Here is a 21,241-nt window from a genome sequence, read left to right on the forward strand (position 1 = left end):
GCCTACCGGATTCGGGCGGTTGCCCTGCTATCCTGCCCGCCTTCCCGCGCGATCAGCAGCAGACCTTCCAGAACCAGATTCTCCACCACCGTGGCATTCAGTTCGAGGCGCGGCTGCAGCTGCTGCGCGGCTCCGCCGCACAGCAGACAATCCGGCACATGACCCAGGGTCGCGGCAAGCAATCCTGCCATGCGCTCCACCGCGCCGGCAAGCGCATGCACTCCCCCGCTCGCCACCGCATCGGCGGTACTGTCGGGATAGTCGCGGAACGCTCCTCCAGACAGTTCGGCAGCCGTCAAGGGGACGAGGTGCGCCGCCAGGGCCGCGCGCATCATGTCCATGCCGGGAATGATGATACCGCCGAGGAATTCGCCGGTGTCCGACAGCGCATCGACGGTCAGGGCGGTTCCGGCATCCACCACCAGGCATCCCTGGCGCTGCAGATCCCACGCGGCGACCAGCGCTGCCCAGCGATCGCTGCCGAGCTGGGCGGGATCGGCGTAATAGTTACGCACGCCGCACTGGTACGTGGCGGCGGAGATCCACTGCGGCTCGATTTCCCAATGGGAAAGGGCCTCGACCAGGCCATTTTTCGCGGCGACCCCTGCCACGTGGCATATCAGAATATGATCGGGAGCCTCCATCTCCCGCCACTGACGCCCCAGCAAGGCGCCATCGGCCTGCGCTGCCGATCCTCGCTCGATCCAGCCGTTGCCGTCATGCAGCCCCCACTTGACTCGGGTATTGCCTGAATCGACCATCAGCCTCAGGATCGGCGGAGAAGAGTCTGTCATGTCATCCTGCATAACGTGATTTCGCCACTGCTGTACTGCCGGATACCCTCCGTCGTGCGCAGGCCCAGCGAACCATCGAGGGCGACACCCTGCACCACTCCCTGCCGGGTCGAGCCGTCATGCAGACCGAGAACGACGGACCTGCCTTCGCACAGGTGATGATCCACCCATTCGTCCTGGAAGGCGGCAAACCCCTGCTGCTCGAATTCCCTGAGCACCGCGACGATCTCGAGCAGCAGCATGGCCAGCAGCCTGTTTCGATCCGGAGTCTCCCCGGTGATCGAGTACACGTCGATCGCACCCTGGTCGATCCGTGCCCGGATGCTGCCGGACAGCTTCAGGTTGATGCCGACGCCGATCACCGCCAGGGTGGGGCCCAGCATGTCGCCCTGCAGTTCGATCAGCGTTCCCGCCAGTTTACAATAGCTGACCATCACATCATTCGGCCACTTGAGCGCCACGTCTCCAATCCCCGCCGACTTCAGTACCCGCAGAATGGCCACGCCGACCACAAGGCTCAGTCCGGACAGGAATCCCGCGCCCTGCTGGAATCGCCAGGCGAGGGAAAACGTTAGACTTCCACCCAGTCCGGAGTGCCAGGATCGTCCGCGCCGGCCGCGCCCCTGCGTCTGGAACTCCGCCACGACCACGCGGATGCCATTTCCTTTCCCCGGCGCATTCGTTCCCGCTTCCTTCAGCAACAGATCGTTGGTGGATGCGACACTGTCCAGTACTTCCAGGTCGATACCCTGCGCCTCCGGGCCCAGATGCCCGAGTATGGCATCCCGTTCCAGCCACAATACCGGCTCGGCCAGGCGATAACCCCGGCCATGCACGGCATGCACCGCCAGACCCGCCGTATCCAGGCGGCGTAGCGCGTTCGACACGCTCGCCCTCGAAACGCCCAGTTCCCGGGCGAGCGCCACACCGGAATGGAAGTCGCCGTCGCCCAGCAGGCGCAGAATCGAGAAGGTCAGCGGTTTCACGCAAGACACCTGCATGCCGCATGAGGCGGAACGCCGCGGCCGGCATCCACCGGACGCCGGCAACCGGGTACATGCCCCCCTCCGCGGTACGAAGCGGCAGGCCGGCGAACCCTCCGCAGATTTTTTCCATGAATACCCACTATAACCCCCATCCCGGCAGGCGATCCCGCCGCTACTGCCGCAGCCCGCCCGCCGCGTACCGTAAGATCATAGCACTATCTTCAGAGAGACCGACTTGAACCACGACAATCCCGCAGCCATCCCCCCGCAACCTTCCGCCCCCCATTTCATCCGTGCCATCATCGAAGAGGATATCCGCACGGGGAAATGGCAGGGGCGAGTGGAAACACGCTTTCCTCCCGAACCGAACGGATATCTCCACATCGGCCATGCCAAAAGCATATGCCTCAATTTCGGCCTGGCGCGAGACTACGGCGGCGCGTGCCATCTTCGATTCGACGACACCAACCCCGAGAAGGAGGAACGGCAGTACGTCGAATCGATCATCGAATCGGTGCAGTGGCTGGGATTCGACTGGGGACGGCATCTCTACCACGCCTCCGATTACTTCGACAGGCTGTATGAATTCGCGGAACGGCTCATCGACCAGGGCGACGCCTACGTCGACAGCCTCACTGCAGAAGAGATACGGGCCTACCGCGGCACCCTGACCGAACCCGGGAAGGACAGCCCCTACCGCACCCGCAGCCCCGCAGAAAACCTCGATCTCTTCCGTCGCATGAAAGCGGGCGAGTTCGCCGACGGCACCCATGTCCTGCGTGCCCGGATCGACATGGGATCCCCCAACATCAACCTGCGCGACCCCGTGCTCTATCGCATCCGCCGCGCCCATCATCATCGCACCGGCGGCAACTGGTGCATCTATCCGATGTACGACTATACGCATTGCATTTCCGATGCGCTGGAAACCATCACCCACTCTCTCTGCACCCTGGAATTCGAGGATCACCGTCCCCTTTACGACTGGATACTGGACCGGCTGAAGGGTGCCGTGCCCTGCCATCCGCAGCAGATCGAGTTCGCACGGTTGAATCTCACCTATACGGTGATGAGCAAGCGCAAGCTGATGGCGCTGGTCGACGGCGGATACGTCGAAGGCTGGGACGATCCTCGCATGCCGACCCTGGCCGGCCTGCGGAGGCGCGGGTATACGCCCACCGCCATCCGCCTGTTCGCTGACCGGATCGGTGTCAGCAAGGCCGATTCGTGGATAGACGCAGGAATTCTGGAAGACTGCCTGCGCGAGGACCTGAACACGCATGCCCCCAGACGCATCGCAGTACTGGAACCGCTGAAGCTCATACTCGACAACTATCCGGAACAGGGGGAGGAAACGTGCCTTGTCCCCAACCATCCGCAGAAGCCCGAATGGGGGAAGCGTGCCATACCACTCACCCGGGAGCTCTATATCGAAGCGGACGATTTCAAGGAAACCCCCCCCAAGGGCTACTTCCGGCTCTCTCCCGGCGCAGAGGTGCGGCTGCGCTATGCCTATATCGTCCGATGCACGGACGTGGTGAAGGATGCAGAAGGAAACATCGTGCAGATTCACTGCACCTATGATCCCGATACCCGAAGCGGGACACCGGGAGCGGAGAAACGCAAGGTCAAGGGAAACATTCACTGGCTGTCGGCAAAGCATGCGCGACCCGCCGAAGTGCGGCTCTACGACCGTCTTTTCCTGAACGCCCATCCCGATGCGGGCGGGCGCGACCATCTCGCGTTCCTGAATCCAGGCTCCAGCAGGACGATCGCTGCCTATGTCGAGCCAGCGCTCGCCCAGGCCCAACCGGAAGATCGCTTCCAGTTCGAACGTCATGGCTACTTCATCGCCGATCGCGTCAGCACGACGCCGGGCGGCCCCGTATTCAACCGAGCGGTCTCGCTGAGGGATTCCTGGGGAAAGACGCCCGGATCTCCATGACCGTCCCACCGATCGGCAACGCCAGCAATCCAATTCGCTACCGGTTGCATGAGATAGTGTACATGACGCTTCCCTTCCGGATATTTTTTCGCTAGCATATGGGGGTCGTGCAGTGAGGCGATGCCGTCGTCAGCCATTGGCGCCATGCATGCCTTCGCACAGACCGAATATTTCCAGCGACCCGGCAAACCTGATTCGGGAAAGAAGAAAGAAAAGAAAAAAGATCGAAACCGGAAAACACCCCATCCGAAGCGACACATGGAATCGGCGCGAGGGTGTTCTGCAGTGCAGGCAAGGCGATCCGGATTGTTCCCTACCTATCTTTAGATGAGAATTTCATGAGCCAGCACATCCGCCACGTTTCCGATGCAACGTTTGAAACCGAAGTCCTGCAATCAGCCGTACCCGTCCTGGTCGACTATTGGGCCGAATGGTGTAGCCCGTGCAAGATGATCGCTCCCATACTCGACGAAATCGCCGCTGAATATGGGGAGCGACTCAAGGTCGCGAAACTCAATATCGACGAAAATCAAGCCACGCCGCCAAAATACGGCATCCGGGGGATCCCCACCTTGATGCTGTTCAAGAACGGCAATATCGAGGCAACCAAAGTGGGGGCGCTGTCCAAGTCGCAGCTGACCGCTTTTATTGACAGCCATATCTAAACCCGCTACTCTTTTGAACATTACCTTCCCAGTGTAGTCAGCAAGGCGTTCCAGGCATCCAAATTGGATCTCCGCCTCATATTCCTGCTCCACTGCTGTATTGCCTCCCCAACGCTTTCTGGCGTCTTCTGACGTTTCGTACCTGCTGCTTCCCATTCACGAACTTCGTCCATGCACCTATCCGACCTCAAGAATTTCCACGTCACCGAACTGGTGGAAATGGCCATTGCCAACGAGATAGACGGAGCCAACCGTCTGCGAAAACAGGATTTGATTTTCGCACTGCTGAAAAACCAGGCGCGCAAGGGAGAAAGCATCTTCGGCGAAGGTACGCTGGAGGTTCTGCAGGATGGGTTCGGCTTCCTGCGCTCGCCGGATACATCCTACCTGGCCGGCCCTGACGACATCTACGTCTCTCCCAGCCAGATCCGCCGCTTCAACCTGCACACCGGGGATTCCATAGAAGGCGAAATACGAACCCCGAAAGATGGCGAGCGCTACTTTGCGCTGGTCAAGGTCGACAAGGTCAACGGCGAGTCCCCGGAAAACTCCAAGCACAAGATCCTGTTCGAGAACCTCACTCCGCTCTTCCCCACGCAGCGACTCCTGCTCGAACGCGACATCAAGGCCGAGGAGAACGTCACCAGTCGCATCATCGATCTGATCGCTCCCATCGGCAAGGGACAGCGCGGCCTGCTTGTGGCCAGCCCGAAGTCGGGCAAGACGGTCATGTTGCAACACATCGCCCACGCGATCGCCGCCAACTACCCTGATGTCATCCTGATGGTGCTGCTGATCGACGAGCGGCCGGAAGAAGTGACCGAGATGATACGCTCCGTCCGCGGAGAGGTGGTCTCTTCCACCTTCGACGAACCCGCCGTACGCCATGTCCAGGTGGCCGACATGGTGATCGAGAAAGCCAAGCGCCTGGTCGAGCACAAGAAAGACGTGGTGATACTGCTGGACTCGATCACCCGCCTCGCACGCGCGTACAATACCGTGGTGCCAGCCTCGGGGAAGGTGCTGACCGGCGGCGTCGACGCCAATGCGCTTCAGCGCCCCAAGCGTTTCTTCGGAGCAGCCCGTAACATCGAGGAAGGAGGTTCCCTGACCATCATCGCCACTGCCTTGGTCGATACCGGCTCGCGCATGGACGATGTCATCTACGAGGAATTCAAGGGTACCGGCAATATGGAAATTCACCTTGACCGGCGCATGGCGGAGAAGCGCATCTACCCCGCCATCAACGTCAATCGCTCCGGTACCAGAAAGGAAGAGCTTCTCATCAAACCCGATATCCTGCAAAAGATCTGGATACTGCGCAAGCTGCTGTATCCCATGGACGACATGGACGCAATGGAATTCCTGCTCGACAAGATCAAGGCCACCAAGAACAACGCCGACTTCTTCGATTCGATGCGGCGAGTGTGAGCGGCGCGGTCCTTGTCGCCTGGGTCAGGGTTAATCGCTCGATTGGATGATCCATCCCTCCGCCGGAACCGCTGCCCGATGAAACACGGCAGGGATGCGCCGGATGGGTCAGCGCCTGCGCCCATGGATTCAGCCTGAAGCCGGTCACGACGACCGAGATCCCCTCTTCCACCCCCCTTCCGCCTTCCAGCCCCTTGCTGGGACATGTTCCCGCAGGCGTCCGCGTGGCCCCCGCCCGGGCGTTCCCGGCATTAAAAACCAGAACATTCCCGAAAACAAGGGATCTGAAACTTTCATGAAGTAAAAGTGTCAAATAAGTGTCTGTAAAAAAACAATTTATTTTAATCATTCTGAATAGGAGGGCCCATCGCCATGAAAGCTTTAAAAACCGGGACTTGTGAAGGGTTAATATGCCTAATGAAAAAATTTCTCAGGGTCCCGGAACCATGACGAACCAGTCTAGTCCAAAAACCAGACTGGTAGTTTTTGTCGTTGAAGATGACTCCCCAGGAAGATTCCGGGGAATTCATGATGATTCGCATGAATAGGAGCTACTCATGTCTACAACACTAGAGAACAACGCCGCGCGTCAGACGGCCGAGAAGCACGACAGTGCCACCTACGACATGTCGGAGTGGTACGATTCGAAGTACTATAAGCTGGGCCTGATGCCCATCCTGGCAATGGCGATCTTCTGGGTCTGGTTTCAGCGCACCTACGCCTATTCCCACGGCATGGACTCGATGGAACCGGAGTTCGAGCAGATATGGATGGGGCTATGGCGCTTCCAGATGATGCTTTGGCCCACGATGGCGGCCCTGTACTGGGGCTGGCTGTGGAAGACCCGCAGCACCAAGGAGGAACTGGCCAACCTGACGGTCAAGCAGGAGATCAAGCGGTACTTCTACTACCTCATGTGGCTGGGGGTGTACCTGTTCGGGGTCTACTGGGGATCGAGCTTCTTCACCGAGCAGGATGCTTCCTGGCATCAGGTGATCATTCGTGACACCAGCTTCACGCCCAGCCATATCCCGCTCTTCTATGGCTCGTTCCCGATGTACATCATCATGGGTGTATCGATGTACATCTACGCCAGCACACGGCTGCCGATCTTCAACAAGGCAACCTCGTTCCCCCTGGTGATGGTCATCGCCGGTCCGATCATGAGCCTTCCGAACGTGGGCCTGAACGAATGGGGTCATGCCTTCTGGTTCATGGAGGAACTGTTCAGCGCACCGCTGCACTGGGGCTTCGTGGTGCTGGCCTGGGCCGGATTGTTCCAGGGAGGTTTCGCGGTGCAGGTGATCACGCGCTTCTCCAATCTCATGGACGTGGAGTGGAACAAGCAGAGCAGGGCCATTCTGGACAACGTCATCAAACCCTAGATCCATAGGCGAAGGACGGCTGTATGGGTTTCCCCGGCGATGCCGGGGAAACGGCTTTCCGGCTCTCCTGACCTCCTCCTCCCCACTTCATCTCCGGTCACTGCCCTATCCACTCCAGGATGGGTTGCCACTGCAGCAGGTCGCGCCCGGTCTGGTGGCGCGGCAGATCGAAGATTCCCTTCCCGTTGAAGGCGGCGTTGACGTAAACCATCGTGTCGCGCAGGTAGGTGAGGACCGGAAGGTCATATTGCCCGAGGAATTGCTCCAGCGTTGCGGCAGCACGCGTACGCGGGTCCACGCGCATGCCGATGATGCCGATGAATGCCCTGGACCTACGCAGAGGTTTCTCTTCCATCAATTGGTCCAGGAAATCGCGTGTCGCCGCCATGTCAAACACGGAGGGCTGCACCGGCACCACGATCTTGTCGGCCCGCTTCAATGCATGGTCCAGGTGCTTGCCGTGGATGCCGGCCGGCGCATCCAGGACGAGCCAACCGGTATTTTCCGGAATGTCCGGGTAGGCCTCGTGGCGACCCGCATCCAGCGCCGTGATGGCTGGCAGTTCCGGGGGACGCAACGCCAGCCAGTTCAGGGAGGATTTCTGGCGATCCAGGTCCCACAGGGCGACCCTGTGACTCTGGCCCGCCAGATAGGCGGCCAGATTGGTCGCCAGCGTCGTTTTGCCGGATCCCCCCTTCGGGTTTGCCACCAGAATAGTCCGCATTCTTTACTCCTCGATCTCGATTCCGGCAATCATCCGGTCGGTTTCCGGCGCAGCGATTCCTTCCATGCGCCATCGTGTGGCCGTGCCACCGCGTCCGGCAGGCCGCAGGGTAAAGTGTATCTCAACTGATCAGGGGGGCGGTAACAGCTCCATGCTCCCCAGGTTCTCTCCCGACTTGAGCAACGTGCCCAGTTCCTCCAGGGGCGGCAGTTCTTGCAGCGCGCGCAGGTTGAGGTCGTTGAGAAAGGTCGCGGTCGTCGCATAGAGGATCGGTCTGCCTGGAACGTCGCGATGTCCCACGGCGCTGATCCATCCGCGCGATTCCAGCGCCTTGAGGATCGAGCCCGAAACCGAGACCCCGCGGATCTCCTCGATGTCGCCGCGGGTCACAGGCTGGCGGTAGGCAACGATGGCCAGCGTCTCCAGCACCGCATGCGAATAGCGTGGAGGCTTCTGAGGATTGAGACGATCCAGGAATATCTGCATCTCGGCTCTCGCCTGGAAACGCCAGCCGCCCGCGACCTTCACCAGTTCCACGCCTCTTCCCTGCCATTGCTGGCGCAGTTCTTCCAACAGCCGGCGCAACACCTCGGCGCCCAGATCCTCATCGAACAACTTTCTCAGCTCCGATATCGGCAACGGCTCCTGGCTGGTAAGCAGGGCTGCCTCCAGGATCCGTCCGATCTCGTCGGGGCGGGACACGTCGGCGACGTCAGGCGACGACAGGGAAGCCGGCAGGTTTGACATAGATCACTCCAAACGGCTGGGGTTGGGTCACCATGATCTGGTTCTCCCTGACCAGCTCCAGCAGGGCAAGAAAGGTTACCACGACTTCCGCCACCCCGGCATCCGGACTGAACAGCTGAGCGAATTCGACAAACGGGTGGCCCTGCAGATGGCGCAGGATGCGGCTCATGTGTGCACGCACCGACAGCTCCTCGCGCGTGATGCGATGCCGGCGGTTCATCCGGGAGCGGGCCAGCAGAGCCAACCAGGTATTGCGGAGGTCGTCCACGCTGACGTCCGGCAGACGCCTGACTCCCGTCTGGTCGATCCATACCCTGGCCGGTGAAAAATCCCGGCCGGCCTGGGGAAGTTCGTCCAAGCGCTGGGCCGCAAGCTTCATCTGCTCGTAATCGAGCAGGCGACGCACCAGTTCCGCGCGCGGATCGCCTTCCTCGTCCACCCGCTCCGGCGGGCGCGGCAGCAGCATGCGCGACTTGATCTCGATCAATACCGCGGCCATCAGCAGATACTCCGCCGCCAGTTCCCATTGATGCCGCCGCATCATGCCGATATACCCCATGTACTGCCGCGTCAGCTCCGCCATGGGAATGTCGAGCACGTCGAGATTGTGCTTGCGTATCAGGTACAGCAGCAGATCGAGCGGTCCCTGGAAGGCATCGAGGAATACCTCCAGCGCATCGGGCGGGATGTACAAGTCCTGAGGCAGATCCTTCAGCGGCTCGCCATGGATTCGGGCGACCGGCTCGGCGGCAGCGACGCCCTGGGCGGGTTCATTCATCCCCGCATGCCATGGTTCGACGTCGCTCTTTCGGGTTGCCCGGGCTTCATGGCACTCCTAGAAGTAGCTCAACCCCATCGCCTCGCGAACGTCACGCATCGTTTCCTGCGCCAGCTTGTCCGCCCGCTCGCAGCCGTCGGCGATGATGTTGCGCACCAGTGTGGGATCCTCCTCGTACATCCGGGCTCGCTCATGCATGGGCCTTTGTTCCGCCAGAATCGCGTCGATGACGGGCTGCTTGCACTCCAGGCAGCCGATACCGGCGGTGGTGCAGCCCTGCTGCACCCACTCCCTCGTCCCGGCATCCGAGTATATCAAATGAAACTGCCACAGCGGACAGCGCGCCGGATCGCCCGGATCGGTGCGCCGGATGCGCGCCGGATCCGTCGGCATGGTGCGAATCTTCCTGACCACGCTGGCCTCGTCCTCGCGCAGGTTGATGGTATTGTTGTAGGACTTGGACATCTTCTGCCCATCCAGCCCCGGCATCCTCGATGCGGGCGTGAGCATGGCCTCGGGCTCGGAAAGGATCACCTTGCCACCTCCCTCGAGGTAGCCGAACAGTCGCTCGCGATCACCCATGCTCAGATTCTGCTGCTCGTCGAGCAGCGACTTCGCCGTGGCCAGGGCCTCCTCGTCGCCATGCTCCTGGTAGCGGTTGCGCAGCTCCCGGTAGACCCTGGACTTGCGCGAACCGAGCTTTCTGATCGCCAGTTCGGCCTTCTCGCGAAACCCGGCTTCCTTGCCGAAGATATGATTGAAACGGCGCACGATCTCGCGGGTGAATTCGATGTGCGGCGCCTGATCTTCTCCCACCGGCACGCGATTGGCGCGGTAGATCACGATATCGGCGCTCTGCAGCAGGGGATAGCCGAGGAAACCGTAGGTGTCCAGATCCTTCTCCGACAGCTTTTCCTGCTGGTCCTTGTAGGTGGGTACCCGTTCCAGCCAGCCCAGCGGGGTGATCATGGAGAGCAGGAGATGCAGTTCGGCATGGGCCGGCACCCGGGACTGGATGAACAGCGTGGCCTGCGCCGGATCCACTCCCGCGGCAAGCCAGTCTATCACCATTTCCCAGACGTGCTGCTCGATGACCTCCGGGGTGTCGTAGTGCGTGGTGAGCGCATGCCAGTCGGCGACGAAGAACAGGCATTCGAACTGGTGCTGGAGTTCAACCCAGTTTTTCAGCACGCCGTGATAATGCCCCAGGTGCAGGCCACCCGTGGGACGCATTCCCGACAAGACACGATCAGTGAACATGTTGCCCGCCCTTCGCCAATCCCGGCAGTCGCTCCGCCGGACTAGATTCCAAGATCAAAGAACCACACCACCAGATAGATCGCAGCCTCGATGAAAGGACCGATGATGGCGCCCAGCATCCCTGTCACCAGCAGCAGCAGCAGGATCATGAAACCATAGGGCTCGATCTGCGCGAACCGGTGCGCCATGCGGGGGGGCAGCAGGCTCACCGCGACGCGGCCGCCATCCAGCGGCGGCAGCGGCAACAGGTTCAGCACCATCAGGATCACGTTGATCCGGATCCCCGCCTCTCCCATCAGGATCATCGGGCGTGCCAGGTCGCTCTCCGGCAACCCCATCCCCAGCCTGATCACGCACGCCCAGAAGAACGCCATGCAGAGATTCGCCCCTGGACCGGCCAGCGCCACCCAGAGCATGTCCTGCTTGGGATGCCGCAGCGCCGAGTAATCGACCGGCACCGGCTTGGCCCAACCGAACAGGATGCCTCCCAGCACCAGCGTCAGCAGCGGCAACAGTACCGTTCCCACGGGATCGATGTGCCGCACCGGGTTCAGGCTGACGCGCCCCTGCACATAGGCGGTGGAATCCCCGAAATGTTTGGCCACGTACCCATGCGCGGCCTCGTGCAGGGTGATGGCAAGAACGATGGGCAACGCATGGATGGCGATACTCTGGACAATGCTATCCATGCACGATACCAAACGGGGCGAGACTGCCCTTGCCCTGGCGCACGAGTACGGGTTCGTCTCCGGTCAGATCGATCACCGTGCTCATGTCCAGGCTGCAGGCACCCCCATCCAGCACCAGCTCCACGTGATGCTCGAGGCGGTCGCGGATCTCCTCCGCATCGCTCAGCGGGAGCTCGTCCCCCGGCAGTATCAGCGTCGAGCTCAGCAGGGGCTCATCCAGCTCCGCCAGCAGGGCCTGCACCACCGGATGATCCGGTATCCGCAGACCGATGGTGCTGCGCTTCGGATGCTGCAGGCGGCGAGGCACCTCGCGCGTTGCCTGGAGGATGAAGGTATAGCTGCCGGGCGTACTGGCCTTGAGCAGCCGGTACTGGCGGTTGTCGACCTTTGCGTAGTGGGAAATCTCGGCCAGGTTGCGGCACATCAGCGTCATGAGATGATGGTCATCCACCTGCCGGATGGCACGGATGCGCGCCATCACCGCCTTGTCGCCCAGGTGTCCGCCCAATGCGTAACAGGAATCGGTCGGATAGGCCAGGACACCGCCAGCGCGCACGATGGCCGCGGCCTGCTTGATCAGGCGTAGTTGAGGCTGGGTCGGATGAATCGAAAAGAACTGGGCCACGCCGGAAATCTACCCTCGCGAACGGTCCCGGCAGGCGATGGAGCGCGCCGCCCTCACGAGGGCACCTGCTTCCAGTCATGCCAGACGGGGACGCAGCCGGCCGGAAGCTGCGGCATCTGCCCCAGATCGAAATAGCTCTCGCCCGGTCCGTGGAAATCGGAGCCGCGCGAAGCCAGCAGGCCCATGCGCCGGCTGTGGTCCGCGAACAGCAGCGCCTGCTCGGGCGTGTGGCTGGCGGTGATGACCTCGATCCCCTCGCCTCCCAGGGTGCGGAACTCCTGCATCAGTTCGTCCAGGGCGGCGGCGGACAACCGGTAGCGGGCCGGATGCGCGAGGACGGCCCTGCCCCCGCTGCCGCGGATCCAGCCGACGGCGTCGCTCAGCGGCGCCCACCGATGCGGCACATATCCGGGTTTCCCTTTGACCAGATACTTCTTGAACACGGACCTGACGTCCCGCGCATGGCCTTCCTGCACCAGGAAACGCGCAAAGTGCGTGCGCCCGATCAGCTGCTTGTTCCCAGCGTACGCCGAGGCACCCTCGAAACTGCCATGGATGCCGAACTTGTCCAGCTGTGCGGCAATCCCGCGGGCACGCATCGTCCGTCCGTCCCGTATCGACCGGAGGCCCTCCGTCAGTTCCCGATGGGTGGGATCGATGCCGAGACCAACGATGTGCAGGGTCTGTCCGCGCCAGTCGACGGAGATTTCCACACCATTGACCAGCATGATGCGCCGCACGATGGCAGCCCGGCGCGCCTCCTCCAGTCCGGCGACGTCATCATGGTCGGTCAGCGCCAGTACATCCACGCCCTTCGCCGCGGCATGCTCCACCAATAGCGTGGGGGTCAGGAGGCCATCAGAAATCGTCGAGTGACAGTGCAAATCGATATTGGGCATGGAAGATGCTGCTTCGCTTCTCGTCGAACGAGTGCTGCATCATAACAAATAAGCAGTCCCATGAAAAACGGGCTGCCGAAAAAACAGGCAGGCAAGCGATTCTGCCCCCGGTGCGTGGAACAGCGCTGCAATACCGGGCCTCTCCTCATTCCCCGGCATTTTCGGGTAAAGTATGGAAAGGCCGGGGGGACGAAATACTGTCGTTCCGGCCACCCATCCGTAACCGCATAGACGTGCGGTCTCTTTCCGCTCGGAAGATATCCATGGATTTTCTGCCCATCTTCATCGATCTCAGGCACAGCACTTGCGTGGTGGTGGGCGGCGGCGAACACGCCGCGCGCAAGATCGCCGTGCTGTTGCGCGCGAGCGCGCGTGTCGTCGTGGTCGCCCCTGCGCTGTGCGCGGAACTCGCGGGACGGCTATCGGACTCGGCACCGGAGAGGCTCATCCACCGTGCGGAAGCCTTCCGCCCGGAGCATCTGGAAGATGCCTCCCTGGCGATCGCTGCCACCGGCGACGCGGCAGTCGACCAGGCGGTTTCCGAGGCTGCCCGGCGGTTGCACGTTCCCGTCAACGTCGTGGACCACCCGGCGCTGTGCTCCTTCATCATGCCCGCCATCGTGGATCGCTCGCCCGTGCTGATCGCCGTGTCGAGCAGCGGCAGCTCGCCGGTGCTGTCGAGACTGCTGCGGGCGCGTATCGAGACCTTGATCCCGGCTGCGTACGGACGCTTGGCGACCCATGCCGCGGAATTCCGTGAACGCGTGAAAACCCGCTTCTCACATCCCGAAAATCGCCGCATCTTCTGGGAAAAGATGCTGCAAGGCACCTTCGCGGACCATGTGCTCGCCGGTCGCGACGGCGCGGCCAGGAGACACCTGGAACACGCGTTGGCGAACGAAGCCGATACGCCTCCGCAAGGGGAGGTCTATCTCGTCGGGGCCGGGCCGGGCGATCCGGAGCTGCTCACCTTGCGGGCGCTGCGGCTGATGCAGCAGGCCGACGTCGTGGTGCACGATCGCCTGGTCTCGCAGGAAATCCTCGACCTGACGCGTCGCGACGCACCGCGCATCTACGCCGGCAAGGAACGCAACCGGCACGTCATGCCCCAGGGGTCCATCAACCAGCTGCTCGTGCGACTGGCGCAGGAAGGCAGGCGCGTCCTGCGGCTCAAGGGAGGCGACCCCTTCATCTTCGGACGCGGCGGGGAGGAAATCGAAACCCTCATCGACCACGGCATCCCCTTCCAGGTGGTGCCGGGCATCACCGCGGCATCGGGGGCGGCCGCCTATGCCGGCATTCCCCTGACCCATCGCGATCATGCGCAGTCGTGCATCTTCGTCACCGGCCACCTCAAGGACGGCAGCGTCGACCTGGACTGGCCACTGCTGACACAGGCGAACCAGACCATCGTCATTTACATGGGGCTGGTCGGATTGCCGGTGCTGTGCGCGCAACTGATCACGCACGGCCTGAATGCCGCCACCCCGGCGGCCATCATCCAGCAGGCGAGCACCCGCAAGCAGCGGGTGCTCGCCGGGACGCTCGCCACCCTGCCGGAACTGGCCGCGGCGGCGCATCTCGTGCCGCCGACCCTCATCATCGTCGGCGGCGTCGTCAGCCTGCACCGCAGGCTCGCATGGTTCAACCCCGGGCCGGATGCCGCCGTCGACCCCGGAGAGGGCTGAGCAACGCCTACGCAGCCCGCCGGACGGAAGCAGGGCTACTTGTCCGGCTGGGGTGTGATGCGCAGGTAGGGACGTGGCGCGCGGTAACCCTTGGGAAATTTCTCCTTGATGACGGCCTCGTCCTGGAACGACAGCGGAATGATCACATCATCCCCATCCTTCCAGTTGGCCGGCGTCGCCACCGAGGATCCGTCGGTCAGCTGCAGCGCATCGATCACGCGCAGCACCTCGTCGAAGTTACGTCCCGTGGTCAGCGGATAGGTGATGATGAGACGCACCTTCTTCTTCGGATCGATGATGAACAGCGAACGCACCGTCACGGTCTCGGACTGGTTCGGATGGATCATGTCGTAAAGCTGGGCCACCTTCCTGTCCACGTCCGCGATAATCGGGAACTCGACGCTGCAATCCTGCGTCGCCTCGATGTCCTCGATCCACCCGGCATGCTTGTCCAGCGGATCGACCGACAGCCCGATCGCCTTGACGTTGCGCCGGTCGAACTCCGACTTGAGTTTCGCGGTCTTTCCCAGTTCCGTGGTGCAAACCGGCGTGAAATCGGCCGGATGTGAAAACAGCACTGCCCAGGAATCCCCGATCCATTCGTGGAACCTGATCCTGCCGGCCGAAGAGTCCTGCTCGAAATCCGGTGCAGTATCGCCCAAACGCAATGTCATGGCATCCTCCTTGATTGAAATTGACGAAAACGGAACGTATGCTCAATATAGCCCGACTGCCGCAATGCGACAACCATCCACCCGGAACCCCCGGGGCCGGGCATGAATGCGCCCGCATCCGGCGCATCAGGCCGCTGGCGCGACTTCCTTCACGACCGGGAATCCCCAGGAATAGGGACGCTCGTACTTCAGCAGTATGCTGTAGTAGGTGCGCACGGACTCCGTCAGGACCACCGCCTCGCCGCCGCGGGCGTAGCCATGCCGCAAGGTCTGGAAATATCCGCTCAGGCTCAGGAGCGGCAATACCTTCTTCACGTCTGCCCACGAATCCGGATTCAACCCGAGACGCTGCGCCAGGATGCGCGCATCCTCGATATGGCTGGGACCCTGGTTGTAGGCCGCCAGCGCGATCCAGGTGCGGTCAGGCTCGAGGATACGGGTGGGTAGCCTGTCCATGAGCAGCCGCAGGTAGCGTGCCCCCGCCAGTATACTCTCTCTCGCATCCAGCCGATCGGCCACCTTCATCCGGTCGGCGGTCGCCTCCGTCAGCATCATGATTCCCCGCACGTTGGCGGGCGAAGTCGCCAGATGGTCCCAGGCCGACTCCTGGTAGGCCAGCGCCGCGATCAGGCGCCAGTCGATCCCCGCCACCTCCTCCGCCTCGTGAAAATGCGCGCGCAAATCGGGCAGCTGCGTACGCCGCCGGGCCAGAATGCCGCTCACGTCGGTTCGCTCGAGGCGCCCGATGTGGCCGTAGTGGCGATCCAGCAGGTGCCCCAGGGTGCCATCCCGCTCGATCCGCTCGAAGAACGCCTGCGCCTTCTCCAGCAGGGCCCGCTCCGCGTACAGCGGAAACAGCCACGCCTTGCCGGCCGGTGCGCCCAGGTCGAAGGCAACGTCCAGGTTGGGATAGAAGCTCCGCGCACGGGCGATCTGCACGGAATCGGCCACTACGTAGTCGACCCCCTCCTCCCCTTTCGCCAGCTTCGCCAGGAGGTCCTCGCCGGGGATGTCGACTTCCGCCCACTTCAGGCCGGGTGCCTGCTGCAGCACCTTCGCGAGTGGCTCGGCATAGGGCGTCCCGCTCGCGATCACGACGCTGCGCCCCACGAGCTGAAGTGCATCCGTTACCCTGCCGCGATCGGTATTGTAGGCCACCTGCGGCTGCACGCGCTGGTACTCCGGCCCCAGTCGTGCATGGACCGCGTGCCTGGCCCCCACCACCAGCCCCGCCGCCAGGTGCCCGCCCTGCCGCTGCAGCGTCGCCAGCATCTGGTCCAGGCCGGGCACCGTCCTGAACTTCACCTGCATTCCAAGATCCCGCGCGAATTCCGAAACCAGATCGAACTCCAGTCCCGCAATGCGCCCATCGGCGTTCTCGTAGTAGGTATCCGGGCTGTTGACGGTGATCACGACCAGGTCGTCCGATTCGACGAACGGACGCACTACCGGGTACTCGTGCGTGTCGCAGGCCACGAGTGCCAGACAGCAGGCGGCGCCGGCAAGGATGGAGCGGCAAGGGAGGCTGGGCATCGAAGGGAATCGGACAGAAACTGAAGCATTCTGCCACGGTTTGATGCGCAAGGAACCGGGATAAGCGCGGGATAAACTGGTAAAATCGTACCAGCGCTCACCGGAGAGGTACCGAAGTGGCCATAACGGCGCTGACTCGAAATCAGATGGTCAGGGTAACCTGGCACGTGGGTTCGAATCCCACCCTCTCCGCCATTTACTGTCGATAACCATCTATAGCGCAATATTGCTTGGTCGGGGTTACAGATGCAACGGGGGAGTCTACGACCTCATTGTCGCCGATCCACTCAGCGGTCCCGCTCCAAAACCTGCCGTCCGTTCAGCAATCGATTGTAGGCGTAGACTGAGACTGGAAGCAGAAAGGCAGCTATCGGCCGTAGGTTCCGAAGAACAAGCATTCAGATCAACACCACCTCACTGAACACAAGCCGCACTAATCTCCAAGTAGCGGACGAAGATGGCCAAGGTGCTATGATCAATCTCGCGATGTACGCTCCACGATGTCCATCAGTTGCGAAAGCAGGTGCTCAGCCAGCTTTTCTGGCGTGAACTCCTTTCCGAGCGCATCCTGCGAGACATAGGCACTCTGGTCCATGCGCACGAGGATGTACTTGAACCTCATAGCCCTCAACTGCACTGCCTTATTGATAGACGGATAGAAACCAGGAAGCTGAGGGAAACCTTTTCGCTTTTGATCGGGAATGGAAACATCATGCTCGGCCTGCCGTACTGCCAAAACACGCAGATAAAGGGTGGCGCGTAGCGGCACGGTGGAAGCGGTCATGGTGATGTCTCCTTTCAAACCCGGTCAAACGAACGAGGCCGCTATTCAGCGGCCTCCCTGATCGTCCCGACGATCCATTCATTCAGGCTCTTGCCCGACGCTGCGGCGGCAATGACTGCGGCGGCATGGTCGTCAGGAGTGAGGCGGACATTGAACTTGCCGGAGAACTTCCGGCGTGGCTCGATACCCTTCTCCCGGCACATTTCCAGATAGACGGCCAACGACTTACGGCCTTCCTCGATCAGATCGTGAACGCTTTCGGCATAGAAGTCGGCCCCACCATTCAGGCCGACAAACTCGCCGCGCAGCATCTGAATCTCGGGATCGAAAGCGATCACCGCCTTCTCGCCATTGATTTCAACGACATTGTTCATGGCTTTACTCCGTGTTCGTCCAGCCATTTACGGATGCTGGCAACCGCACCTTTGTCCGTATCCGGTGAAGGATGCGGGCGATGAAAGACGCGCACTTCGCCGAACAGGAACACGCCGACGCGCGAACCTTCCCGCTCGCTGACTTCCGCCCCGAGGGCTACAAACAGTGCCTCTATGTCGGCCCAGCGGATCGAACCATTGACCGGGCGGGCGAAGATCAGTTCCAGCGTGGCTCTGTGACGCTTTTTCACGGAGTTTACAGTATCATTTTATAGTACCGTTTTCAAGATCAATCTCAGCCCCGGTGTCGGGCGATCCGTTGTCGGAGCCAAAGAGTTCATCGAAGAGGTCGCCGAACCATCGCTCGAACACCTCGATCTCGGCTTCCGTGACCGGAACGGGATCGGGCCAGTCGTCGGTCACGGTCCATGTACTGAGGTCGTGTTTGGGCGGCCTGCCGTGGAATGGCCACGGATAGCCCAGAAATTCCTCAAGCTGCTCCGACGCCGTAGGCGGTCGTTTGGTGCGCCGGGAACGGGATGCCGTCACCGGCTTGTGGTCGTCGCTGCGGTCAGAAGTCATCGAGGAAGTCGAATTCGTTGAACGAATGCCGCCGCCATCCGGCAGGGTTGGCGACCCAGTGATTGATTTCGGATTCCTTCCATCCTGCGCCATTGGTACTGATCTTGATCTGGGGCGGAAAGGTGCCTTCGGCGATCTTGCGGTAGATGGTGGACCGGGACAGCCCGGTGCGGGCGAGAACGGTCTTGAGACGGACGATACGGTCTGGTTGACGCATGGCTGCGCTGCCTCCTGCTGGGTGTTTCTGACGATTGCAACGACCAGACAGAGCAACGAAATATCGTTGTGCAACTGATATTTAGGCAGCGTAGGGCTATGGCGTAGAAACGGCGGCAAATAGGAAAATTCTGCGCTCTACAATCCGATGCCCCGCCCCCTGCCAAGGCCATGACTCAGGGAAAGTTGCCGCCCCAGCCTCATCCCTGAGTCGAAATCCATGCCGATGCCGAGTTGCTTCTTGCGACCTTCGAGCAAGGATTCCATCTGCGGATCGCGTTCGAGGCTCATCGTCATGTTGCCCATCTCCGCCCGCGCGGCCTTGTAGCCGGAATAGTTGCCCGCCGCATATCGCTGCTCGCTGACCTTGCCGAGTTTCTTCCAGCGGTCCACGAATTCGTCCGCCCGTTGCATGTCGAGGCGGTTTCCGGTTTCGCGCTGAAGGGCGCGGATCGCGCGCGCGGGATCGCCCGTCGCCGCCTCGCGGGCGAGGCTGTTGTCCTTGCTGTAGGCGGCTTCGGCATCCTGCCAGCCATGGGGCCGGACCTCGTTGAATGCCCGCCTTGCCGCGCCAAGCTCGCGCCGCTGGTCATCGGACGGCGCAAGGCCCTGATGCTTGGCCTCAAGGATCGCATCGGATGCACGGGCATGGCGGACAAGTGCCTGCCTGCGGGCGCGGCGCAAGGCATTCTCCTGTTCCTCGGCCGCACCGCCTGCCGGTGCCGGGGCCTCGCGCTGCACGCTGTCTGCAACCGATCTTTCCCGTCCCGGGGCTGCACGGCCTCGCGGCCAGGCGCGGCGTTGTCATGCTGGTGCAGACGGTCAAGCATGTCATCGACGGCATCGCGCACGCGCTCCGGCATCAGCCTGCGCATGATCTGGGCGACACGGGCGCGGAAAGTGATGCCGCGCCGTTCGGCATAGTCCTGCGCCGGGTCGATCCGCTCGTAATCCGTCGCCATGTCCTTCGCGCGGTCGCGCGAAAGGGTGTTGATGAGTTTGTCCTGACTGGCGAAGTCGTCGCGGCCATAATGCAGGTCCGTGCCGTCCCGGTGGCGCGACAGGGCGACATAGCTGCCGTGAGCGTCCATGCCGGGCGTTGCCAGCACATGGGTGCGGTCCACCGTCATGCCCTGCGCCTTGTGGATCGTGGCGGCATAGCCGTGGTCGATCGGTCATAGTCTTTCAGGTCAAATGCGATGTCGCGCCCGTCATCGGTGCGAACGCTCATGCTTTGGGTACTGACCTGTTCGATGGTGCCGAGCGTGTCGTTCTTCACGCTAACAGGCTGTTGAAGAACCGGTTGCGACCACGAACCGATCCTCGTCATCAAACCAGATGAGCAATCATGCCGCGCCTTTTCGAACGTCAAGGCCCTCGATTGCGGCAATGATGCAAGCACGGGCCGGCTTCTGGTCGGCCTGCGGCACGATTCCAGCCATCGTGGCCATCGTGGCCATCATTGGACGCAATCCGGACGCAACTGCGCCAACGAGCGCAATCGGCCACGAGGCGCAGGAGCGGAAAGCGTAGGCTAATTCTCGACTTGCCGTGGGCATTACCGCGCCATCAACCATTTCATCATGATGAGGCACTTGGCGCAATACGGCATCCCATCTGAAAAACCAGCAGCTACCGAGTAGCGTCCCAAGGGTTCAGGAACGGAACCCTGGCACGTTCGAATTCCGAGACATCGCGTGAAACGATCGTCAGCCCATATTGGGCAGCGGTTGCCGCGATGATGAGATCAGGCTGAGAGAAGGTGTGCCCGGACCTGCGGCCTTCTTCAACGAGCAGGCGCCATGTGAGCATCACATCTTCGGAAATGGGCAAAATGCGATGCTCGAACATGGGCCGCACCTTGTGCATCAGCCAGTTGGCCAGTTCCGCACGGCGGCCGGCATCGGCGACCAGTTCAATGCCAGAGCGAATCTCTGCCAGTGTTACCGCGCTGACATGAAGCGCCTCGAGTGGCTGCGCAGCGACGAAGGCGGTCACGCGTTGATCAGGGCGATGACGGCGCAACTCGGAAATGACGTTGGTGTCCAGCAGGTAGCCAATCACAACACCACATCCCTGACCGGCATGGACGCACGCGGCACTTCAAGCTCCATATTGCGATAAGGGGATGCCTGAATGGCCTCGATCAGGGCACTTCCCATCCGTTCGCCTTGAAGGCGACGGAAATCCTCCGCGGTAATGATGACCACTTCATCCCGGCCATGGACGGTCACATGCTGTGGCCCTTCACTATGTACGCGGCGCACCAGTTCGCTAAAACGCGCTTTCGCGTCCTGTAGCATCCAGTGGCCCGGTAGCGCAGACGTCGCCACTTTGGTTTTGTCCATACGGCATTCCATAATCTGGTTAGTCTGACCAGATTAGCAGAATCCATCCCCACCTTCAAGTAACGACTTGCAACGCCTCAGCAAACCCAGGCACTTCAGGAGGCGGTCTTTTTT

25 protein-coding genes and 1 tRNA gene are annotated in these 21,241 nt (G+C 61.6%); 7 read left to right on the forward strand and 19 right to left on the reverse strand.

What is annotated here, in order from left to right:
- Nucleotides 1-2: 2 nt before the first annotated feature.
- Both BT108_RS13860 and BT108_RS11745 read right to left on the reverse strand, forming a co-directional pair.
- Nucleotides 3-794 carry a type III pantothenate kinase gene (locus BT108_RS13860; RefSeq protein WP_072294764.1) on the reverse strand — a complete coding sequence of 264 codons (792 nt, stop codon included), beginning with the start codon at nucleotides 792-794 and terminating at the stop codon, nucleotides 3-5.
- Nucleotides 791-1,780 carry a biotin--[acetyl-CoA-carboxylase] ligase gene (locus tag BT108_RS11745; protein WP_177257314.1) on the reverse strand — a complete coding sequence of 330 codons (990 nt, stop codon included), beginning with the start codon at nucleotides 1,778-1,780 and terminating at the stop codon, nucleotides 791-793. Before BT108_RS11745 ends, BT108_RS13860 begins: the two co-directional genes overlap by 4 nt.
- A 235-nt stretch (nucleotides 1,781-2,015) precedes the next feature.
- Here BT108_RS11745 and BT108_RS11750 point away from each other — a divergent pair, with 235 nt between their 5' ends.
- The 4 genes from BT108_RS11750 (at nucleotide 2,016) to BT108_RS11765 (ending at nucleotide 7,206) form a co-directional block, all read left to right on the forward strand.
- A complete protein-coding gene (locus BT108_RS11750; RefSeq protein WP_218184861.1) occupies nucleotides 2,016-3,725 on the forward strand; it encodes a glutamine--tRNA ligase/YqeY domain fusion protein in 1,710 nt (569 codons plus the stop codon).
- Nucleotides 3,726-4,063: 338 nt separating this feature from the next.
- Nucleotides 4,064-4,390 carry a thioredoxin TrxA gene (gene trxA / locus BT108_RS11755; RefSeq protein WP_072294766.1) on the forward strand — a complete coding sequence of 109 codons (327 nt, stop codon included), beginning with the start codon at nucleotides 4,064-4,066 and terminating at the stop codon, nucleotides 4,388-4,390.
- A 171-nt stretch (nucleotides 4,391-4,561) separates the two neighbouring features.
- Nucleotides 4,562-5,821 (forward strand): transcription termination factor Rho, encoded by a 1,260-nt coding sequence (gene rho, locus BT108_RS11760; RefSeq protein ID WP_072294767.1) that lies wholly within the window; start codon nucleotides 4,562-4,564, stop codon nucleotides 5,819-5,821.
- A 557-nt stretch (nucleotides 5,822-6,378) separates the two neighbouring features.
- Nucleotides 6,379-7,206 carry a methane monooxygenase/ammonia monooxygenase subunit C gene (locus BT108_RS11765; RefSeq protein WP_072294768.1) on the forward strand — a complete coding sequence of 276 codons (828 nt, stop codon included), beginning with the start codon at nucleotides 6,379-6,381 and terminating at the stop codon, nucleotides 7,204-7,206.
- Nucleotides 7,207-7,303: 97 nt separating this feature from the next.
- On the opposite strand, the gene BT108_RS11770 is transcribed toward BT108_RS11765, so the two are convergent.
- The 7 genes from BT108_RS11770 to BT108_RS11800 all read right to left on the reverse strand — a co-directional run bounded on the left by BT108_RS11770 (nucleotide 7,304) and on the right by BT108_RS11800 (nucleotide 12,928).
- A complete protein-coding gene (locus BT108_RS11770; protein WP_072294769.1) occupies nucleotides 7,304-7,930 on the reverse strand; it encodes a ParA family protein in 627 nt (208 codons plus the stop codon).
- Nucleotides 7,931-8,059: 129 nt separating this feature from the next.
- Nucleotides 8,060-8,677 (reverse strand): SMC-Scp complex subunit ScpB, encoded by a 618-nt coding sequence (scpB, locus tag BT108_RS11775; RefSeq protein WP_072294770.1) that lies wholly within the window; start codon nucleotides 8,675-8,677, stop codon nucleotides 8,060-8,062.
- The gene (locus BT108_RS11780; RefSeq protein WP_072294771.1) at nucleotides 8,643-9,455 is read right to left on the reverse strand and encodes a segregation and condensation protein A; all 813 of its coding nucleotides are present in this window, start codon (nucleotides 9,453-9,455) and stop codon (nucleotides 8,643-8,645) included. Before BT108_RS11780 ends, scpB begins: the two co-directional genes overlap by 35 nt.
- A 57-nt stretch (nucleotides 9,456-9,512) precedes the next feature.
- Complete coding sequence (locus tag BT108_RS11785; protein WP_072294772.1) at nucleotides 9,513-10,715, reverse strand: tryptophan--tRNA ligase; 1,203 nt, start codon at nucleotides 10,713-10,715, stop codon at nucleotides 9,513-9,515.
- A 41-nt stretch (nucleotides 10,716-10,756) separates the two neighbouring features.
- Complete coding sequence (locus tag BT108_RS11790; RefSeq protein WP_072294773.1) at nucleotides 10,757-11,404, reverse strand: site-2 protease family protein; 648 nt, start codon at nucleotides 11,402-11,404, stop codon at nucleotides 10,757-10,759.
- Nucleotides 11,397-12,029, reverse strand: coding sequence for an L-threonylcarbamoyladenylate synthase (locus BT108_RS11795; protein WP_072294774.1), 633 nt, complete (start codon nucleotides 12,027-12,029; stop codon nucleotides 11,397-11,399). Before BT108_RS11795 ends, BT108_RS11790 begins: the two co-directional genes overlap by 8 nt.
- 53 nt (nucleotides 12,030-12,082) lie before the next feature.
- A complete protein-coding gene (locus tag BT108_RS11800; RefSeq protein ID WP_072294775.1) occupies nucleotides 12,083-12,928 on the reverse strand; it encodes a 3',5'-nucleoside bisphosphate phosphatase in 846 nt (281 codons plus the stop codon).
- Between the two features lie 263 nt (nucleotides 12,929-13,191).
- On the opposite strand from BT108_RS11800, the gene cysG reads away from it, so the two are divergent.
- Complete coding sequence (gene cysG / locus BT108_RS11805) at nucleotides 13,192-14,616, forward strand: siroheme synthase CysG (RefSeq protein ID WP_072294776.1); 1,425 nt, start codon at nucleotides 13,192-13,194, stop codon at nucleotides 14,614-14,616.
- Between the two features lie 35 nt (nucleotides 14,617-14,651).
- Here the strand turns inward: cysG and BT108_RS11810 are convergent, their stop codons facing one another.
- Both BT108_RS11810 and mltF read right to left on the reverse strand, forming a co-directional pair.
- Complete coding sequence (locus BT108_RS11810; protein WP_072294777.1) at nucleotides 14,652-15,290, reverse strand: peroxiredoxin; 639 nt, start codon at nucleotides 15,288-15,290, stop codon at nucleotides 14,652-14,654.
- 126 nt (nucleotides 15,291-15,416) lie between these two features.
- Complete coding sequence (gene mltF, locus BT108_RS11815) at nucleotides 15,417-16,823, reverse strand: membrane-bound lytic murein transglycosylase MltF (protein WP_072294778.1); 1,407 nt, start codon at nucleotides 16,821-16,823, stop codon at nucleotides 15,417-15,419.
- Between the two features lie 102 nt (nucleotides 16,824-16,925).
- On the opposite strand from mltF, the gene BT108_RS11820 reads away from it, so the two are divergent.
- Nucleotides 16,926-17,018, forward strand: a tRNA-Ser gene (locus BT108_RS11820).
- A gap of 280 nt (nucleotides 17,019-17,298) precedes the next feature.
- Here the strand turns inward: BT108_RS11820 and BT108_RS11825 are convergent.
- The 6 genes from BT108_RS11825 to BT108_RS14000 form a co-directional block, all read right to left on the reverse strand.
- Complete coding sequence (locus BT108_RS11825; protein ID WP_072294779.1) at nucleotides 17,299-17,607, reverse strand: hypothetical protein; 309 nt, start codon at nucleotides 17,605-17,607, stop codon at nucleotides 17,299-17,301.
- A 41-nt stretch (nucleotides 17,608-17,648) separates the two neighbouring features.
- Nucleotides 17,649-18,008, reverse strand: a complete 360-nt coding sequence (locus tag BT108_RS11830) for a type II toxin-antitoxin system HicB family antitoxin (protein WP_255369713.1) — start codon at nucleotides 18,006-18,008, stop codon at nucleotides 17,649-17,651.
- Complete coding sequence (locus tag BT108_RS11835; RefSeq protein WP_072294780.1) at nucleotides 17,978-18,232, reverse strand: type II toxin-antitoxin system HicA family toxin; 255 nt, start codon at nucleotides 18,230-18,232, stop codon at nucleotides 17,978-17,980. The genes BT108_RS11830 and BT108_RS11835 overlap by 31 nt, the downstream gene beginning before the upstream one ends.
- Before the next feature lie 13 nt (nucleotides 18,233-18,245).
- Nucleotides 18,246-18,563, reverse strand: coding sequence for a hypothetical protein (locus tag BT108_RS11840; RefSeq protein WP_072294781.1), 318 nt, complete (start codon nucleotides 18,561-18,563; stop codon nucleotides 18,246-18,248).
- A complete protein-coding gene (locus BT108_RS11845) occupies nucleotides 18,553-18,780 on the reverse strand; it encodes a helix-turn-helix transcriptional regulator (protein ID WP_072294782.1) in 228 nt (75 codons plus the stop codon). The genes BT108_RS11840 and BT108_RS11845 overlap by 11 nt, the downstream gene beginning before the upstream one ends.
- Before the next feature lie 137 nt (nucleotides 18,781-18,917).
- Nucleotides 18,918-19,520, reverse strand: a complete 603-nt coding sequence (locus BT108_RS14000; RefSeq protein WP_218184862.1) for a hypothetical protein — start codon at nucleotides 19,518-19,520, stop codon at nucleotides 18,918-18,920.
- Between the two features lie 65 nt (nucleotides 19,521-19,585).
- Between BT108_RS14000 and BT108_RS14005 the strand changes: the two genes are divergently transcribed.
- Nucleotides 19,586-19,960 carry a hypothetical protein gene (locus BT108_RS14005; protein ID WP_218184863.1) on the forward strand — a complete coding sequence of 125 codons (375 nt, stop codon included), beginning with the start codon at nucleotides 19,586-19,588 and terminating at the stop codon, nucleotides 19,958-19,960.
- Nucleotides 19,961-20,411: 451 nt separating this feature from the next.
- Here the strand turns inward: BT108_RS14005 and BT108_RS11855 are convergent, their stop codons facing one another.
- Nucleotides 20,412-20,843: a type II toxin-antitoxin system VapC family toxin gene (locus BT108_RS11855; protein ID WP_072294783.1), complete on the reverse strand. Its 432-nt coding sequence runs from the start codon at nucleotides 20,841-20,843 to the stop codon at nucleotides 20,412-20,414.
- The gene (locus tag BT108_RS11860) at nucleotides 20,840-21,127 is read right to left on the reverse strand and encodes a type II toxin-antitoxin system Phd/YefM family antitoxin (RefSeq protein ID WP_072294784.1); all 288 of its coding nucleotides are present in this window, start codon (nucleotides 21,125-21,127) and stop codon (nucleotides 20,840-20,842) included. The genes BT108_RS11855 and BT108_RS11860 overlap by 4 nt, the downstream gene beginning before the upstream one ends.
- Between the last annotated feature and the right edge of the window lie 114 nt (nucleotides 21,128-21,241).

Source organism: Nitrosovibrio sp. Nv17, assembly GCF_900119085.1.
Lineage (GTDB): Bacteria > Pseudomonadota > Gammaproteobacteria > Burkholderiales > Nitrosomonadaceae > Nitrosospira.

Coding starts and splice junctions, on each gene's coding strand:
- BT108_RS13860 (WP_072294764.1), bottom strand. CDS start 794: ATGACAGACTCTTCTCCGCCGATCCTGAGGCTGATGGTCGATTCAGGC.
- trxA (WP_072294766.1), top strand. CDS start 4,064: ATGAGCCAGCACATCCGCCACGTTTCCGATGCAACGTTTGAAACCGAA.
- rho (WP_072294767.1), top strand. CDS start 4,562: ATGCACCTATCCGACCTCAAGAATTTCCACGTCACCGAACTGGTGGAA.
- BT108_RS11765 (WP_072294768.1), top strand. CDS start 6,379: ATGTCTACAACACTAGAGAACAACGCCGCGCGTCAGACGGCCGAGAAG.
- BT108_RS11770 (WP_072294769.1), bottom strand. CDS start 7,930: ATGCGGACTATTCTGGTGGCAAACCCGAAGGGGGGATCCGGCAAAACG.
- scpB (WP_072294770.1), bottom strand. CDS start 8,677: ATGTCAAACCTGCCGGCTTCCCTGTCGTCGCCTGACGTCGCCGACGTG.
- BT108_RS11780 (WP_072294771.1), bottom strand. CDS start 9,455: ATGAATGAACCCGCCCAGGGCGTCGCTGCCGCCGAGCCGGTCGCCCGA.
- BT108_RS11785 (WP_072294772.1), bottom strand. CDS start 10,715: ATGTTCACTGATCGTGTCTTGTCGGGAATGCGTCCCACGGGTGGCCTG.
- BT108_RS11790 (WP_072294773.1), bottom strand. CDS start 11,404: ATGGATAGCATTGTCCAGAGTATCGCCATCCATGCGTTGCCCATCGTT.
- BT108_RS11800 (WP_072294775.1), bottom strand. CDS start 12,928: ATGCCCAATATCGATTTGCACTGTCACTCGACGATTTCTGATGGCCTC.
- cysG (WP_072294776.1), top strand. CDS start 13,192: ATGGATTTTCTGCCCATCTTCATCGATCTCAGGCACAGCACTTGCGTG.
- BT108_RS11810 (WP_072294777.1), bottom strand. CDS start 15,290: ATGACATTGCGTTTGGGCGATACTGCACCGGATTTCGAGCAGGACTCT.
- mltF (WP_072294778.1), bottom strand. CDS start 16,823: ATGCCCAGCCTCCCTTGCCGCTCCATCCTTGCCGGCGCCGCCTGCTGT.
- BT108_RS11825 (WP_072294779.1), bottom strand. CDS start 17,607: ATGACCGCTTCCACCGTGCCGCTACGCGCCACCCTTTATCTGCGTGTT.
- BT108_RS11830 (WP_255369713.1), bottom strand. CDS start 18,008: ATGGCTGGACGAACACGGAGTAAAGCCATGAACAATGTCGTTGAAATC.
- BT108_RS11840 (WP_072294781.1), bottom strand. CDS start 18,563: ATGACTTCTGACCGCAGCGACGACCACAAGCCGGTGACGGCATCCCGT.
- BT108_RS11845 (WP_072294782.1), bottom strand. CDS start 18,780: ATGCGTCAACCAGACCGTATCGTCCGTCTCAAGACCGTTCTCGCCCGC.
- BT108_RS14005 (WP_218184863.1), top strand. CDS start 19,586: ATGCTGGTGCAGACGGTCAAGCATGTCATCGACGGCATCGCGCACGCG.
- BT108_RS11860 (WP_072294784.1), bottom strand. CDS start 21,127: ATGGACAAAACCAAAGTGGCGACGTCTGCGCTACCGGGCCACTGGATG.